The sequence below is a fragment of the Arcicella sp. BE140 genome, assembly GCF_031456255.1.
Classification (GTDB): domain Bacteria; phylum Bacteroidota; class Bacteroidia; order Cytophagales; family Spirosomataceae; genus Arcicella; species Arcicella aquatica.
Genome location: NZ_JAVDUE010000001.1, coordinates 650,350 through 668,092, shown reverse-complemented (window position 1 = coordinate 668,092; position 17,743 = coordinate 650,350). Strand labels below are relative to the sequence as shown.

Sequence of the window (17,743 nt, the reverse complement as noted above, 5' to 3'; positions counted from 1 at the left end):
AAAACAAAAAACGCCACAAGGATTTAGATTCTCGTGGCGTTTTAAGAGGACAATATGATAATTATTTTCTAATCACCGCTCCGATTTCTTTTTCAAAAGCTGTCATTAGTTTTTCCATGGTTTTGTCAATTACTTTATCTGTCAATGTCTGTTCGTAATCTTGAAGGATAAAGCTTACTGAGTATGACTTTTTATCTGCTCCTAAATTCTCGCCTTGATATACATCAAATACGTTAATCTGACGCAACAAGTTTTTCTCGTAATTACGTGCCAACTTTTGAATTTGGTCAAAAGTAACTGTTTTGTCAATCACTAATGAAAGGTCACGACGTACTTCTGGGAATTTAGGTAATTCTACAAAAGCAGCTTTGTCGTTATATTGCTTGAATAAATAATCCCAGTCAAAATCAGCAAAGAAAACGTGTTGCTTTACTTCTGCCTTTCTGGCTACGCTTGGTTTTACTAATCCAACTTTCACTACTTCTTTTTTATTTAATACATAGCTTAGTCCATATTCAAAAGTAGCAGTGCCTTCTAATGGTTTTGTGTCTAAATTTTTGAAACCTAAACTACCCAACACTTTATTCACAGCACTTGCCAAAGTATGAAATGCTACTTTTTGCGATTTCAATTGCCATGTTTCATTTTCAGTATTTCCTGTTACGTACAATGCTAAATGGCGTTTTTCAACGTATTTGTCATTGATTTTGTGATAGGTTTTACCAAAATCAAACACTTTTAAATCTTTCTGACGGCGATTGATATTATGCGCTAATACTTCTAGTCCAGAAAATACCATCGTCTGACGCATCACGCCTAAATCTTCTGATAATTTATTCAAGATTTCAACATCATCATTTGGCAAATCAGCCTTAACCAATGCTGAATAAGCAGGTTTTGTTAAAGAGTTTGTAATGATTTCGTTGAAACCATTTGCGGCTAAAACCTGAGAGATTTTTAACTGCAATTGTTCTCTATCTTTCTGAGGGAAGCCAGATAAAAATTCAGTACCTAAATTTTCTGACAACTCTACATTTTCAAAACCATAGATTCTTAGCACCTCCTCGATAATATCAGCTTCACGCGTAACATCTACACGATAAGGTGGCACAATGGCTGTAAAACCATTTTCATCTTCTCCTTGAATCTGAATATCTAACGATTCAAGAATAGATTTTACCAAGCTTGTATCCAATGTTTTACCAATCAAACGGTTTACGTTTTTGTATAACACTGGAATCGTAAAATCTGCAATTGGATTTGGATAAAAATCACTTACTTCCGAAGCAACTACACCGCCAGCCAATTCTTGAATCAACAAAGCAGCGTATTTTAATGCATATAATTTAGCATTTGGGTCTGTACCACGTTCAAAACGGAACGAAGCATCTGTTTTCAAAGCATGACGCTGTGCAGTTTTTCTCACAGAAGCTGGGTTGAAATAGGCTACTTCTAAATATACACGAGTAGTTTCAGGCTTAATACCAGACTTTGTTCCACCAAAAACACCTGCGATACCCATTGGTTCTTCACCATTACAAACCATCAAATCGGTTTCGCCTAAAGTACGTTCTACTTCATCAAGCGTGGTAAATTTAGTACCTGCTGGAAGTGTTTTTACAATTACTTGCTGACCAGCAATAGCATTCCAATCATAAGCATGCATTGGTTGCCCCAAGCCATGACAGATGTAATTGGTAATATCTACAATATTATTAATTGAACGCAAGCCTATTGTTTCTAATGATTTACGCAACCATTCTGGTGACTCCTGCACTTTTACGCCATCAATCGTAACACCACAAAAACGTGGACAAGCCTCAGGGTCTTCTACGATTAATTCTATCGGGAAATTAGTATTATCTACTTTAAAAGCTTCTATGGAAGGCAAAGTAATAGCACGACCCGTTTTAGCTTTAATATCACGTGCTACTCCCCAGTGCGACGCAGCGTCTGCACGGTTGGGCGTTAGTCCAATTTCGATTAATAAATCTGCTTCTAAATTAAAGTATTGAGTAGCAGGCGTACCGTTTGGTAAATCAGTATCTAATATTAAAATACCATCATGCGAAGTACCAATTCCTAGTTCATCTTCTGCACAAATCATCCCTTCTGAAAGATGCCCGTAGGTTTTTTTACTAGTGATTTTAAAAATCTCTACTCCTTTGGCATGGTCATAAAGTGTAGTACCAACTGTTGCTACAATTACTTTTTGTCCAGCATCTACATTAGCCGCCCCACAAACAATTTGCGAAGGTGTTTCAGCACCAATATCAACAGTGGTTAAACTTAGTTGCTTTTCTTTCACCATAAATCGTTCGCAAGTAAGTACTTTACCTACTACAAAACCTTCTAAACCGCCCAAAATTGCTTCGTGACGCTCGATGGATTCTACTTCTAAGCCCGTTCCAGTTAAGAGACTATCTAATTCTTGAGCCGACTCTGTTATTTCTACAAATTGTTTAAGCCAATTAAGGGAGATTTTCATTCTAAATGCAATGTAAGATTTCGTGATTGAGAATTGTTTTCTTTTAAAAATTTCTCGGAAATGCAAAGTTAAACAAAAAATAGAAGACATAAATAAACCCCACAAGATTGCTTGCATCTTGTGGGGTAAAGATTTTTATTATGAAGACCTGCAAACACGTATGATTTTACTTTTTAGGTAAATCATAAACTGTTAGTTTTAGGCGGTCTTTTGTTATTTTAGTATTCAATAGCTCTACTTCAGCACTGACTCTGGCTGATTGCGGAGTAGATTGTAACACACCTGTTCTGTAATATTCTAAAGCAGATTTCAAGCACGCTTCATCTGCATCACCTAAGTCTTTGGTAAAATCATCTGTTTGAACTTTATCTACCGCAAAACCTTCGTAAAAATCACCCGTACCTGCTGAATTAACATTTCTGAAAGCGACAGGAAAAGCATAATAGTCCATCGTAGGAATAGCATAATAGCCTACTGGTTTGCCATGAGTAGCATTTCCTATCAATTTAACAGTCATGACTGGTTTTAAAGCATTTATTAATTCTTCACTTGCCGACGCCGTTCCTTTATTCACAATGATTACTATTCTACTTAATTTCAAGCCGTTAGTCGCATTAGTAAAATAATCAGTGCTGTTGTATTGTGTATAATTGCTATTATGTTCCGTTTTGGCAAATACCTTCCCAATTGCAGAGGCTGGAGCAATTAAATTTCCTAAATAATTAGACACTAACCCATAGCCTCCTCCATTGTATCTCAAATCTAAAATTAATTCTGTTACATTTTTTGACTTGAAATCAGCAAATGTTTGGTCTAATACATTAAGCGTAGATTGCGCCGTTTTACCATTGATTGCATCTCCTAAAAATGAATCAAAATTAAAATAACCTACATTTACACCATTTACAGAAAACACTTTCGGGTTTATTACGTAGTCTGATTTATAAGCCGCTGCAGTAAGCGTTAGTGTTTGTTGTGTACCATCTGGTTTAAGGAAAACTGTCGTTTGAGTACTTTTGGCAAGCTCTGTATTTAATTGATTAATATTAGCACTAATGGCATCAATTCCATTAATTTTTAATACCTGCCACCCACGTTTTATACCCAATAATCCCCCTGGAGACTGTGAATAGACTAATTTAACTCTTAAGTCTGTAGCACTCACAAAGGCATACTGTATGCCAGCATCAGTACTATTACCACTTACGTAATTATCCCATACAGATTTTTCAATGGCAAAGCTCCATCTATCTTGATATTTACCATTTACAAAAGGACTATATGTTCTTATTTTTCTCATTACCGAATCAGCGGTTGGATAGCTCGTCGGGTTAAATATAGCTGAACCGGGTAAATTCGTATTCCAGAGGTACAATTCCTGTGAAATAGCATAAACGCTATCCCTCACATCTTTTGTAGCATTACTAATGACATTGTCCTCTGTTTTCTTGCAGGAAGAGAACCAAGCAATCGTAAAAAGCAATCCAACAATTGCTATGTTTTTAGTTTTGTGAAGCATATAAAATAAAGTTTGATTTGGCAGAACATACAACGAATTCAATCTTAGATTATTGAGTAATAGCTTAAGATTGAATTCGTTATTTTTTCCACTTATATTCTAAGTAAAAATTTAAAGCTTCAACACTACCTGTGTTCTATCGGCTTTGCTTACTTTCTTGTAGAATTCAACAAATTCAGCGTAACTCTCAGCAGGAAACTTTCCGTGATTTCTAACAAACCTTCTAATATATAATAAGCTTCCATCTTTCATTTGAAATTCTGATTGGTAAGAACCAAATTTATTCACAAACTTTACCCCTTCTGGCTTAAACTCTAGGGCTACATTTTTAGGTAATTGATATAATACTGAATCTGTTTCAGTATAGGCCGTTTTTAGTACTATTTCTGTTTGACGTGGCTTATCTAGAGCGGGTGGAATAATATGAGTAATCGACATCAAGTTTGGTGTTAAAAACAACCTTGTTCCACTTTTAGAAGCACATTTTCTAACATTCAAATTTAGCTTTACTGTTGCCACAGGTATCATGCTTTTTTTATCTTGTATAGAAAAATCATTCAATTCAAAACTTGGTATGCTAATACTTTTATAAAGCTGTTTTTGTTGTTCATCCCGACTGGATAGATTTTTAATCTCCACATAATCATCCGATAACAGCCCTGTATATTCTGAAATTGCCTCGGCAGTAGCATTGCCATCTTCAGCTAAAGTTACCTTTATATTTCTATTTTGCTGGTTATCTTTTGCTTTATAAACAGGGGTGTGAACTAACTTTCCTCCTTCTGGTGTTGCCAACAAAGCGTATCTATCACTGGTAAAATCAGACAAATAGCCAAAGGCATTATCCTGTGAAGTACATTCCAACCATATAGTATCCGTTTTCATAGGTACACAAACAATTACATGATTGAATTGCTGAGAAGGAAAGTCTGTCTGAATATCTCTTTCATTACTACCTCCTCTAATAGAAGCATAAAATGATTCTATTCCTACATTTTTCAATAATGCCTTTGTATAGTTGGAGAGTGCCTTACAATCGCCATAGCCTTTCTCAGCTACATAGCTAGCTTCAAATGGTTGCCACCCTCCAATACCCAATTGGATAGAAATATATCGCGTTTTAGACTGTAAATATTCATATATTTTCTTAACCTTTAGCTTTGGGTCTGTAATATTGGCTACCAATTGTTTTACTTCCTGTTGAATATTTTCAGGTAAAATATCTCTTCCTTCGCACAAAGTGTTATCAAACAAACCGATGTCTTTCCAAGTTTTCAAACTTCCCTTAAAGCCCTCCACCTCAAATTCATTCGGAGCAGTTAATACTCCTTTTCCATAGCGTGTCCATTTAGGGGAATATGTTTCATTTTCATAAACTTTCATCCCCTTTACTTGCCAATTATAAGTAGTACCTTCTGGCTTGTTTTCCACAGTAGGTTCAGCCATCCCATTAATGCTTTTATAACGCAATGGCATACCTGTTGGCATTTGTATTTTCAATGAAGATTGTTCAACTGTCACATTTTCCTCATCTTCTTGCGGGAACCACATTGGATAAAATAGCAAATTTTTGTTAAGTGTCTCAGTAATAAACTCTACTGTAAAAGGGTAAAGAGCATATCGAAATTCAGCGTGTTTATAACGATTATCGCCAAAAAGTGTTCCGTTACCGTTCGCACTTCCGTCTTGAATATCATCTTTCTTGAGTTTCTTTACTTTCTCTCCATTACTATCATACAATACCCCTTCAAAATTGTTTACTTTTTGAAGTTTATTATAAAATAAATTCATAGAGGCATACTGCAATCCTTGTTCATCAAGGATTGTAATAATTGTATGCTGTTTTTCTATGGCTTCACCTAAGTTTTTTACGATAAAAACTGTTTCACTATTTCTGATAACAGCATGAGCCTTTTCCTTTAATTCAGCAGGAATACTGGCCACCGTCCAAGTATTCTGAGCAAAAGAATTACTCAGCGTAGCAATGAATAGTAGCGAACTTATTATGAATGATTTCATCATTTTATTGAGCTTTCTTTAAAACAATTTGTTCGGCGTGTTTTGCAATAATTTGGTCGAAGAACCTCTTCAACAATTCATATTCTTCAGCATAATACATAGTCTTCTTTAATTGTATTTTACTAGAAATAGAAATCCTGTCGTCGGCTTTGCCCACTAAAAACGTAAATCTCCCTGAGTCTTCTGGTAAATTCACTTTCATACTTTTAGGTACTTCTTCAACGACATATCCTTTCGGGATTTGATAGGTAGCAATAAAATTATCTTCAATCAAGGCAGCAAAATCCACTGGATATTTCCGCTCAAGCGTAGTAAAAGGGTTTTTATCTTCTCCTTGTCCAATCATTGGACTAATGTAAATTCTTTCTCCAGCTACCCCTACACCTTCAGTAATATTAAGGTCTAATTTTATTTGTAGGGGTCTGGTAATATCTTTTTCATCTTCAATATCAACAGTCTTTATCTCCCAAGCTGAATGTTTTTTCTTTAGATTTTCTATGTACTTTGCTTTAGTATCTTTTACAACACTTACCCTTTCATCATGTGCTAAATATCCCATGTGGTTTATGCTTAACTGTCCCTGTAATTGTCCCTCAGGGGTAATCTCCAAATTGGCTATCACAGTTTTGGCTAGTTTATCATTACTTTCCAACTTCACCCAGTCACCCGAATCACCATGAATTAAACGCCCTTGTCCATTCAAACAACGTATTGGCAAAATACCCAAAGACATCATTGGCTCAGTAGCATCTATTAGTAGCCATTTTCCTTGATAAGCAATCGCAGCAATCACATAATTAAATTTTCGTTCTAGTACATAATGGTCCAACACTCTCCCATTAGTTCTAGTACTCATCACAACAGGGTCAGCTTCTATGTCTAATTCTCTCAATAAAACAATCAGCATCAAATTTATATCAGCAACATTACCTGTTTTCGTTTCAAAGGCTTTTTTCAAGTTACTGGTAGCCAAAAAACTTTCGTTTTGGTTCCATGTCATATTTTTTGAAACATAGTCATATGCTGCTTGTATTTTTGATAGGCTATCCTTAGCCGTCAACTTTATAGTAGCTGCAACATCCTTCAAAAAGCCTCCTTTATTTAATAATCTGCCGAAGCGTTCATATTCATTTAAAGTTTTAGAAAAGTCATTCCATGTTGATGAAAAATTCTTGTGAATTCCACCTCTTGGCGTATATGCCGAAATCTCAAACTCTACTTGTGTTCGGTAGTCATCAATGGTTGTGATATAAGGTTCTTCTCTTAATGCTGGCACATCTTTTTGAACAAATCTGTAATATGTGGCGTTGATTGTTCCTACGCCAGCACCAAGATTTATTGATTCTTGCGTATTGCTTGCAACAAGGAAGGGCTGATATCCTTGCGTTATTACTTGAAATTGATAAAATTCAGGCACCTTTACTTGGTATTCACTCCAAACTGTAGGAATACTTCTTTGAAATTCCCAAGGACGAACTTCGGTGTCAAAATCAGATTCAATGATATAAGAAAACTCTATAATAGACCCTTCTTTTACATTCGGTAATGTAATCTTTTTAATACTATAATATTCATTTTTCTTTTCTAGAAAGATAGATTCTTTCTCTAGCTTTGTCACTTCAATTTTACCATTGACAAGATTATAGGTAGCTCCTTTAATATTAGTGGCGTACTCTTTAGCACTACTATTTTTAGCACTACTTAGTCCGAATGAATGGGTAGCCCAATCATAGCCTGATTTCTTGAGGATTTTAATTCTTCTATGTCTTGTAAAAATTACTTTCAAATTTTCCCCTTGAAAGGTATAATCATGGGTTCCGAAATCACAAAGGACTACGGCTTCAGCAGCAGTATCTTTATCATAGCTTTTACTTTGTAAATCTGCAATCTCCACTTTACCAAATTTGATGGGACTGTTTTGGGCAGCAGTAGAAAAGCCCACTAGAAGCAATAGAAGACAGAGTAGCCTTCCTTTAAAATTTAAGTTGTGGTTATTCATTTGTATGTATGTTTGTAGTAATTTAATAAAAAGGGTAAATAGTGTATTTATTCTCTCTATTCGCTTTCACCTTGTTACAAATATTCTAGAATATTGCTTTAATTTGACGCGTGATAGTAGTATCTATTATTTTATCATCTTCGGCTAGTAGAAGGGCTTTACTTAAAATGATAGATAATACGGCATCGCCTTCAAAAGGTAAAAAAACAGTTTCAGAGCCAATGTTTTTAGCACTTCTATCAGGTACTATACACAGATATTGGTCGTTAGGCTCCATCAAAATATTACCTGACCCAATATGAATCTTATAAATCCTAAATTCCCCTTTTACGATTACAAATTTATCTTTAACCTCTGCTACCTTGGCTATTTTTAACCGCGGAATAAGCCGTAGAAGGATTTCTTTGCGCGTCTTTGCCAGTTCCCCCAATTCTCCAAAAGAGTATGATTCCCAATAATTTCTAAATTGTTGAAGCCCTCCATTATCCCTCCACTCAGGGTCATTTCCCACACTAGCAACCCCAACAAACAAATCTACATCTCTCATAATCTCAGAGAAAACTATTGGAGGTACATCTATCAAGTTGATGGTAATATCATTATTATTGATAAACCTTACTTGGTCGGTTGAAATATAATGCCAAATCCCTGTATCATTCCAAGCATCATTAGCATTTACTTCACTTACCCAAAACTCTGCTCTAAGGTTATATTTCGGCAAATTAATTCTTGCTATTTCACTCTCATATCCTTTGTCGTATGCTCCTAAAAGGCTATATTTCCAGCCTCTTAATTTTGCAAGGGTATTAAATTGATGCTGCTTTAAAATATGAGCAGCCATACGATTAGAATAATTAAGTGTACTGATTTCAGCATCTGTTAACAAATAAACCTCTCTATAAACTTGCTTGATTGGTTGCTTTATTTGGTAATTTGCAAATACGTTTCGCCATGCCGTTACTTCAGCAATAGGCTTATCAACTGGATGCCAAAGTTTCACAAGAGTTTTGCTATCTATGTTTTCAATCAGTTTTTCATCGACAGAAACCCATTGACCATTCAACTTAAATGCACTGATTGTGATATTGTCATTAATAAATTCCCAAACCAATAAATCTGATAAATAACTCATCAATCCATGTTCTGCATAATATTGATTAAAATCATCCCAAGTCCAAATTCGGTCTTGAATCAGCATTCTATCTAATCTATCACGTTGGGCAGATAGCATCTTTTGAATCTGGACATTAACATCTTTGAATTCCTTTAGCTCATCAGCAAAAGTTTTCTTAACAACTGATGGTTCTGTTTTGAGTGATGAGCCTTCCTGCTTCGTCCATTTTATTTCTGTTTTTCCTACCGCACAGATTGTAAGAGTAGCGGTATAATCACCAAAATTTTCTGTTAATGTGCCTTTTTCTAAACCAAAATTAGATACCGACATATCTTCAATTTCTTCTGGGCTAACCCCAATTTTTTCTGAGGCTTCTATAATATATTTTTGAAGGAGTTCCTGAGAACTGGCTTGTTTGATGCGAAGTTTTAGGCGAGAAAGCTGAGAAACACCTCTCATACCAGATTGAGCCAGTACATAAATACAGGCATTACCAACACCTGCTGCTGCGGGGCCTTTACCTGGAATTTTTGTATGACATTTTTGAGCAACCTCTGAAAGTAACAAAACTATATTGGCGTCATTTTCTTCGAAAGTCAATAAAGACCAAACGCAGCCTTTTATTATACTACTATTTATTTCTTCCAGAAACGTTGCATTTACCCACGTATGTTCTCTGCCACCATAATGTGATGTATGTTCTTCAATTGTTGGCTTCAATTTTTTTACTAATATTAACCAATCTCTTATTATAGCTAGATACCGTTGTTTATCAATTGCTGAACAAATATTTGCTACCTCCTTTAAAAATTTATTGGTTGGTTTGCCTGAAGTTGCCGTTTTAAATAATGCAAGTAACTGATATAAAACAGTTTGCTCGGTAGCATCTGTACTTGCTATAAATCTGTTAATCTCTTGTCCAACCTCATCTTTACTGTCGGCAAAAACTGGGTTTATATTGTTTTCGTTGCTTGGTACCAGAAACTCATAAATTGCTAAAGCTTTTCTTTTATTATATCGGTTTGATTTTAATACATCATAAATCTTAGTTAGTTTTTGCTTAACTTCATCAGAGAATGGGGTTTCTTTGTTAGAAAAATGTAATTGTTTAATAAACATCTCTAGAGGAAAAGACCCCTGCTTTTTAGATTTAAGGTAGATATCAACAGCATCAATTATTTGTTTTTCATTTAATAACAAATTGGTTCTCAATATTATATTTAATAATGTTGACTTGATAGAATTTTCCCGTCTCTCGTTAAGGTTTAAATTCCAATTATCCCCTGAATTAGCTATTTCATCTAAAAGTAAAATCATTAGATTACTCTTAAATACTGTATCTTTTTCTTGGATTAACCCATAAGCTGTTAACCCCGAGAGCTTTGGATTGATATCACTCCACCCTTCTTTTATGGCCTCGTCTATCAGTTGATTCAGCAATGATGTTATTTCTACACTATGATATTTTGAACTATTTGTTCCAAAAATCATATCTTTAATTTTATTGAACATATAAGTAGTATTATGATAATATTTGAAAATTACCCTTTATCAGCCTCCAATCAAAGGAGTCAATTTCACAAAGCTTATCATCATAGAACTACTCAGTAATATTTGTTCGTCTAATGCTTCAGCCTGACGATTATCTATTAACACAAAATATCCATTTTTTTGAAATGCATCCAAAGCAATATATAACTGCTTTTCAGGATCAATTTTTCTTCTTTCTTTAGACTTGTACCCATTTAATACATTTCCAGTTTCAGAAGGTTGGACCAACCCTTGGAAGTAACCTGAAAGGCGATTGTTATAATTGGCTACTTCTTGATATACTCGCATTTGAATTAGGTCTTTAACCGTAATTATTTCTTGGTCAAATTCAAGTATAATTTGATTGGTAATTTTCCCAATCGCAGTTTCATCATTGATTGTTAGTGCTATCATAGAAGTTATCGTTAAATACTTTTCTTATTTGTCTTTCTGCTTCAAAATAATCTTTTCTGCATGCTTAAAAACAATTCTATTGTAAAACTCTCTTAACGCTCCATATTCTTCACTAGAATATATGGGCTTTTTCAAGACTATTTTACTATCTATTTTAAAGCCCCCTTCCAATACAGTCAATCTAAAGTCAAAGCGTCCTCCATTATCAGGCAAAGCGATACTCTCTGATTTAGGTAATTCTTCTACTGTATAATCTGCTGGAAGTTTATAAAGTGCACTAAAAATTTCTTCTTGAGGTATTCCAAATTCCACTGGATAACTTCTATTAGGCGTTTTAAATGGATTGGTATCTTCGCCCATTCCAAGCATGGGTGACAGGTAGATGCGGTCGCCAGCTATCGAATAGGCTTCATTCACGGTAGCTGTTAGTTTTAACAGAGGCATCGTTTCAGCTGAGTCAACACCAGTTATCGCTATTTTACTAAAATCATAATTAGGTTTATTCTTTTTATAGTCAACTAAATAAGCATCTTTTCCTTTTGCAAGCACCGCCGATTTGAAATAGATAGCTTCATGCCCTAAGTATGATATATCAACATTCCCTTTGAGTTGCTGGTCAGGCAGAATATCCATTTCCATTAAAACTACCTTTCTACTTGTTTGTGGTACAGGCATAGGTATCCAACGACTATTTTTCCGAACAATCAACCTCCCTTTATCATTCAAACAACGTAAGGGTAATTGTCCAACTTTGGTAAGTTTACTAGTAGCATCCAATAACAAATCTTTCCCGTTTAGTACCACATGAGCAATAGTAAAATCAAACCTATCTAATAATACTAAATCTGTAGGAAAGCCATTTTCACGTGTACTTAAAATAACAGGATTAGCCTCAAAACCGCACTCTCTGAGCAATCTTACCAACATCAAATTAATCTCGGCCGAGTTACCTATTTTTTTCTCTGCTACTTTATTGAGGTTAGTACCTGACGTGAACACTCTATTATCACCATCCCATTGCATCGAATTTTGGATATACTGATAAGCGGCTGTCAATAACGACAATGAATCCTTGGTTTGGCTTTTTAAGGTTTCAGCTATCTTTTGGGCTTCATCATATTTCTTGATTTGCTTTCCGAAATAGTCACTCGTTAAAAGTGTTTCATTAAGGGCCTCCCAAGTCTGAGAGTAATCTATTTTTCCCTGATTAGGGAAAAAAGTAGAGGCTAATTCAAATTCTAGTTTAGACCGATAATTTTCAATGGTCGTTATAAAAGGTTCAGGTTTGAGGGCTGGCGCATCTGCCAAAGCAAACCTGTATGAAAGATAAGGGTCACGAATATTACTACGTATAAAATTGCGGGAATCTTGTTTTGTTTCCTTTACTTTTAGGGGGATAAAGCTTAGCAATGTTATTTTGAAATCAAAATAAGCAGGAATCTCAGCCCTTATTTCACTCCAGATAGTAGGGATGTTTGTCTGAAAATTCCACGGACGAAGGTTATACCACATGCCAGATTCTAATTCATAACTGAATTCTAGCACAGAGCCTTCGCGAACTTGTGGGAACGTAAATTTTTTATAGTACGTATTACTACTTCCTTTCTCTTCAAAAAAATCCTCCTCAGACATTGTATAGCTCACTAGTGAGCCATTTTCAAGGTTCCAAGTAATAGCTTTTAGGTCAGTTACCGATTCTGATTTGTTTCCATCAGAAGATATATAAAAAGGGATTTTTTGGCTTGCAAAACCAAAGCCAGCCTTTTTTAAGATTTTAATTCGGATATGTCTTTTGTAATGTACTTTGGGCAAATCATTCCCAAAATAATAGGAATATTCGCCATAGTCACATAATACAACGGCTTCAGCGGACGTGTCTTTTTCGTAAGTCTTCATCTGAAGATCTTTCAAATCGATACTCCCAAAGGTGATTGGGGTAGCTGGCGTTTGGGCATTAATACAAAAACTTAGTAGAACACAAGCGATAAACAGGATACACTTGTGAGGTGTAAAAATAGGTGACATGTAAGAGTTAAATTTGTTCGTGGCTTAATAAACTATAGCATAGTTACTCATAATATTAAAACTCTCAAAAAATATTATGAAACTTTTTTTTAATTAAAATACCAACAATTTTATCACTTGAACAAAAGCAATTAAAAAAAAAGTCCAACCCATAATCTTATCAAACATATTCTGCGATAAATATTGAAAAATCGCTCCCTTCTTTTTGATGGCAATCAAAGCACATAAATAATTTAGTATAAAAGCACCAGTACTTGCACCTAACACAAAAGCAATTTTATCCAATAAAAATTCAACTTTTAAGTATTCGTAGTTTTGATAATTGATTAAGATAACTAACCAGAAAGCCATTATCGGAGGATTAAGAAATGACAATAAAAATCCTTTAATAAAATCGCCCCAATAAGAAGTTACTTCAATATCTACATTTATTTCTTCAGACTTAGAAAGCTCTTCCTGCATTTGTTTTGGTTTTAAATACTTCCACCCTATCAATAGTAAAACAGGCAATATAGCCCATTGCATAATTTCAAAAACCTGCGGGTATTTATCAAATACTTTTAAGCCCTCTACGGCTAAATAGCCATAAATTATTTCAGGAAGCACACCTCCGACAGTCATCCATAGACCTGCTATTAGGCTTTTTCTGAGGGTAGCTTGAATCACCGACATATTCAATGGACCAGGGTGAAAAGAACCTAAAAAACTAATGATAGTAGTGACGGAGAAAATAATAAGTGCTTTCATAAGACAGTAATACGTTTAGATTATTTAAATTGTTATTAAACAAAACTACTATATTTCTTTACTTCGGGTTTGTCGGCTGTATTACCAAAACATTATTTCCCGTAAATTGCATATAATATCGGCAACACCGAGCTTAATATTAGCATCCATTTTATTCCTGTTTGAATAACAAGAAGGCATCAATCAAGCAAATGCAATCCTCAGAAAATAATCAAACATCATCCTATACAGAAGAAATCACCCTTTTTGCCGATGTAATTGTTCCCGTAGCAGTACCTAATACTTTTACATATCGTGTACCACGTGAATATGCTGCCAGTATCACTACTGGTCTTAGAGTAATTGTGCAATTTGGCAAAACCAAAGTAGTAACTGCTGTTATTGCTCGCATTCATAATAAACCTCCAGAAAAATATCATGCCAAGTATATTTTAGAAGTATTAGACGACGCACCTTTGGTAAATACTAAGCAAATAGAACTATTTTATTGGGTAGCCGACTATTATATGTGTACTGTAGGAGAAGTGATGAACATCGCTTTGCCCTCGGGTTTAAAGATTTCTAGCTTATCGAAAGTGCAGTTTAATCCTGAATTTGACAAGCCTGAATTATTGACTGAACGTGAAGGAGAAATCATTGAAGAACTCAAAAAACATCAATCCTTAAATTATGATGAATTAGCCCGTTTTGCTGAAGTCAAAAATGTTTATCATATCATCAAGTCATTAATTCAGAAAAAAGCAATTATTGTTTTTGAAGAAGTACGTGAAAAATATTCCCCTAAAATTCTAAAAAAAATCAGGCTCAATGCATTTTATGAAGATACTAACTATCTAACAGCACTCATTGGTGAATTAGAAAAAACACCCAAGCAGTTGGATGTCATTCTGAATTATTTAAAATATGTCCCCGTATTACGCACCCCATCATTAAATAAAAAAGGATTAGAAAAAAGTGCCTTGACTAAAGCCAAAGTGTCGGAAAGTTCATTGAATACCCTCTTGAAAAATGGCATCCTTGAGCAATTTGAAGTAATTGTTAGTCGCTTCGAGGAAGACCTTGATTTTGTAGAAGCCCCTACTCCTATTTTGTCTTCAGCACAAGAAAGTGCCTTTACAGAAATCATGCAGAGTTTTCAAGAAAAAGACACTACCCTTTTGCATGGTATCACGGGTAGTGGCAAGACGGAAGTTTATATCAAACTCATAGAACAGGTATTAGAAAGTGGTTCGCAGGTATTGTATTTATTACCAGAAATTGCTTTGACTACCCAAATTGTGGTGCGACTTAGAAAAGTATTTGGGGATAAAATGGGCATTTATCATTCTCGTTTTTCTGATAATGAACGTGTTGAGGTTTGGAAAGGTGTAGTATCTGGCAAGTTTCAATTTATCGTGGGTGTACGTTCTGCCGTATTTCTGCCTTTTGATAATTTAGGACTTATCATTGTAGATGAAGAACACGAGACTTCTTATAAACAATTTGACCCTGCTCCTCGCTATCATGCCAGAGATGTGGCTGTAGTAATAGCTCACCGACAAAAAGCTAAAGTGCTGTTGGGTTCTGCTACGCCCTCTATCGAAAGTTTTTATAATGCTAAAATAGCGCGTTATGGTTTTGTAGAAATGAAAGAGCGTTTTGGTAATACTCAGTTGCCCGATATTGAACTGATTGACATCAAAACTGCCCGTAAACAGAAGCTGACGAAAGGCGATTTTTCTAACATGATGTTGGATACGATGGGGCTAAATTTTGAAAAGAAACAACAAACCATTTTATTTCAGAATCGTCGTGGATATTCGCCTTATATTCAATGCGAAGATTGTGATACAATTGTGGCTTGTCCTAATTGTGATGTTAGCCTAACCTATCATTACAGTAATCAAGAATTACGTTGCCATTATTGCGGACATCACGAACCAATGTCGAAGACTTGTCAGGCTTGTGGTTCTGCTAAATTGAAAACCAGAGGTTATGGGACTGAAAAGCTAGAGGAGGAATTACAATTATTTTTTCCAACTGCCAATATTGCCCGCATGGATTTGGATACTACCCGTACAAAAACGGCATTCCAGACACTCATTAATGAGGTAGAAAGTGGAGAAGTAGATATATTAGTAGGTACACAAATGGTATCTAAAGGTCTTGACTTTGAAAAGGTTAGTCTTGTCTGTGTTTTTGATGCCGACCGAATGATTCATTTCCCAGACTTTCGTTCCTCTGAAAGAGCCTTCCAAATGTTAACACAAGTAGCAGGACGAGCAGGACGAAGAGGAACGCAAGGAAAAGTATTGATTCAGACAAATAATCCAACACAAAAGATACTCAAGCAAATCATCGAAAATGATTATGAAGGCTTATATCAAGATGAAATCAAAGAGCGGGAAGATTTTCAATATCCTCCCTTTACTCGCATCATCAAGATTACCTTAAAACATATCGACCAGCCCAATGCTGAAAAAGCGGCTAAGGCATTAGCATTACAACTAACCGAAAAGCTAGGAAAACAAAGAGTTTTAGGTCCAGAAAAGCCATTAGTTGAAAGAGTACGCAATCAGTATTTATTTGAGATTTTGATAAAATTAGAAAAGGCCATCAACCTAAAAGGAGCCAAAACATTTATTGCAGAGCAAGTACAAAATATAGAATTGTCTAAGGATTTTAAGGGCGTGGGGATTGTGGTGGATGTGGATTGTGGGTAATTTGAGCAGATTTACTTTTTCACCTTTGAAAAAGCAATTAGTTCTAAGTAGAATAATATATAGTCTATTAAATTTAAAAAAAGACTAATAAATAAAATTATAAATCTTGTAAGATGGCTAAAATTGAAATTATTAAAAACCTTGCATTATTAGAGGAATTTGATACATCAAATAAATTAATTAGAATAGGGCTTGGGGAATTACAGAATATTAAATCAGGTGAACGTTTTTATTTTTTAACTTTTCAATTATTATCACAAGGTTTTGAAAGGTTTATGAAAGCATATATATGCTTAGGGTATTTTAAGAAAAACGGAATTCTACCAGATTATAAATACTTAAAAAATCTTGGTCATGACTTAGAGTTATTATTACAAGAAATATTAGATAATTTTTTTTCAGAGTTCCGAACAGTTCAATATCAAGTAGATAGAGACTTTCTAACTAATGATAAAGATTTAAAAGAATTATTCTTTTTACTTTCAGAGTTTGGTAAAATTTCAAGATATTATAATTTCGACATCATTACTAACAATAATAAAAAGGGTGTCGATATAATGGAAAGATGGAAATCTTATGAATATGAAATAATGATAAGAAAAAATATTTCTTTTGAAAAAATTCTTTCTAGTGATTTTAGTCATGAGGTAACACAAGAAATTACAAGTCATATAATCATAGTTTTTGAGAAGTTTCTTGCCAGCTTAGCAAGGCAATTTATATTTAATAATATGGGCGATATTGCAAAACGATTAGTATTAAACTCTTTTTTTGATTATGGACTATTATATGAAAAAAATATTGGTAAAACTGATTATAGAAAAGCGACAACGAAGTATAAAGAAACACCTTTAAAGGTTCATAAACGAACATTATTAGATAAATTAAATAGACGATTTAATTCTGAATATAAATCAAAAAGAATACTCAAATCAGAATATTTAGAAGAATGGCCATTTTATTGTGATGAAGTAATTATTGAGTGTCGTTATAAACATTGGTGCATAATTACAATTGAAGGTAAGGACTACTCTTTAAATGGCTCTGCCAAAGGTAGATATAAATTAGAAAACCCTCATGATGCAGGTATGGCTATTTTAGGTAAAACTATTAGTGATTTCACAAAAATGGCACTTAATTTATAGTTTATATAATTACTTTTGCCAAGGTTCGTACCTCCACGAAC

10 protein-coding genes are annotated in these 17,743 nt (G+C 34.5%); 2 read left to right on the top strand and 8 right to left on the bottom strand.

Features of this window, described 5'->3' with window-relative positions; translation table 11 throughout:
- Window positions 1-61: 61 nt before the first annotated feature.
- The 8 genes from pheT to J2Y60_RS02700 all read right to left on the bottom strand — a co-directional run bounded on the left by pheT (window position 62) and on the right by J2Y60_RS02700 (window position 13,855).
- Entirely contained in the window at window positions 62-2,488 is a 2,427-nt protein-coding gene (gene pheT / locus J2Y60_RS02735) for a phenylalanine--tRNA ligase subunit beta (RefSeq protein ID WP_309912052.1), read from the bottom strand.
- Window positions 2,489-2,654: 166 nt separating this feature from the next.
- Window positions 2,655-4,007 (bottom strand): S41 family peptidase, encoded by a 1,353-nt coding sequence (locus J2Y60_RS02730; protein ID WP_309912053.1) that lies wholly within the window; start codon window positions 4,005-4,007, stop codon window positions 2,655-2,657.
- A gap of 111 nt (window positions 4,008-4,118) precedes the next feature.
- Window positions 4,119-6,026, bottom strand: a complete 1,908-nt coding sequence (locus tag J2Y60_RS02725; RefSeq protein WP_309912054.1) for a DUF3857 domain-containing protein — start codon at window positions 6,024-6,026, stop codon at window positions 4,119-4,121.
- Window positions 6,027-6,030: 4 nt separating this feature from the next.
- The gene (locus J2Y60_RS02720) at window positions 6,031-8,025 is read right to left on the bottom strand and encodes a transglutaminase domain-containing protein (RefSeq protein ID WP_309912055.1); all 1,995 of its coding nucleotides are present in this window, start codon (window positions 8,023-8,025) and stop codon (window positions 6,031-6,033) included.
- A gap of 85 nt (window positions 8,026-8,110) precedes the next feature.
- Window positions 8,111-10,651 (bottom strand): DUF4132 domain-containing protein, encoded by a 2,541-nt coding sequence (locus J2Y60_RS02715; protein ID WP_309912056.1) that lies wholly within the window; start codon window positions 10,649-10,651, stop codon window positions 8,111-8,113.
- A gap of 39 nt (window positions 10,652-10,690) precedes the next feature.
- A complete protein-coding gene (locus tag J2Y60_RS02710) occupies window positions 10,691-11,083 on the bottom strand; it encodes a hypothetical protein (RefSeq protein ID WP_309912057.1) in 393 nt (130 codons plus the stop codon).
- A gap of 24 nt (window positions 11,084-11,107) precedes the next feature.
- Entirely contained in the window at window positions 11,108-13,108 is a 2,001-nt protein-coding gene (locus J2Y60_RS02705; RefSeq protein WP_309912058.1) for a DUF3857 domain-containing protein, read from the bottom strand.
- A 93-nt stretch (window positions 13,109-13,201) separates the two neighbouring features.
- Window positions 13,202-13,855, bottom strand: coding sequence for a LysE family transporter (locus J2Y60_RS02700; protein ID WP_309912059.1), 654 nt, complete (start codon window positions 13,853-13,855; stop codon window positions 13,202-13,204).
- A 191-nt stretch (window positions 13,856-14,046) separates the two neighbouring features.
- On the opposite strand from J2Y60_RS02700, the gene priA reads away from it, so the two are divergent.
- A complete protein-coding gene (priA, locus tag J2Y60_RS02695; protein ID WP_309912060.1) occupies window positions 14,047-16,557 on the top strand; it encodes a primosomal protein N' in 2,511 nt (836 codons plus the stop codon).
- A 113-nt stretch (window positions 16,558-16,670) separates the two neighbouring features.
- Window positions 16,671-17,702: a hypothetical protein gene (locus tag J2Y60_RS02690; protein WP_309912061.1), complete on the top strand. Its 1,032-nt coding sequence runs from the start codon at window positions 16,671-16,673 to the stop codon at window positions 17,700-17,702.
- The last annotated feature ends 41 nt before the right edge of the window (window positions 17,703-17,743 follow it).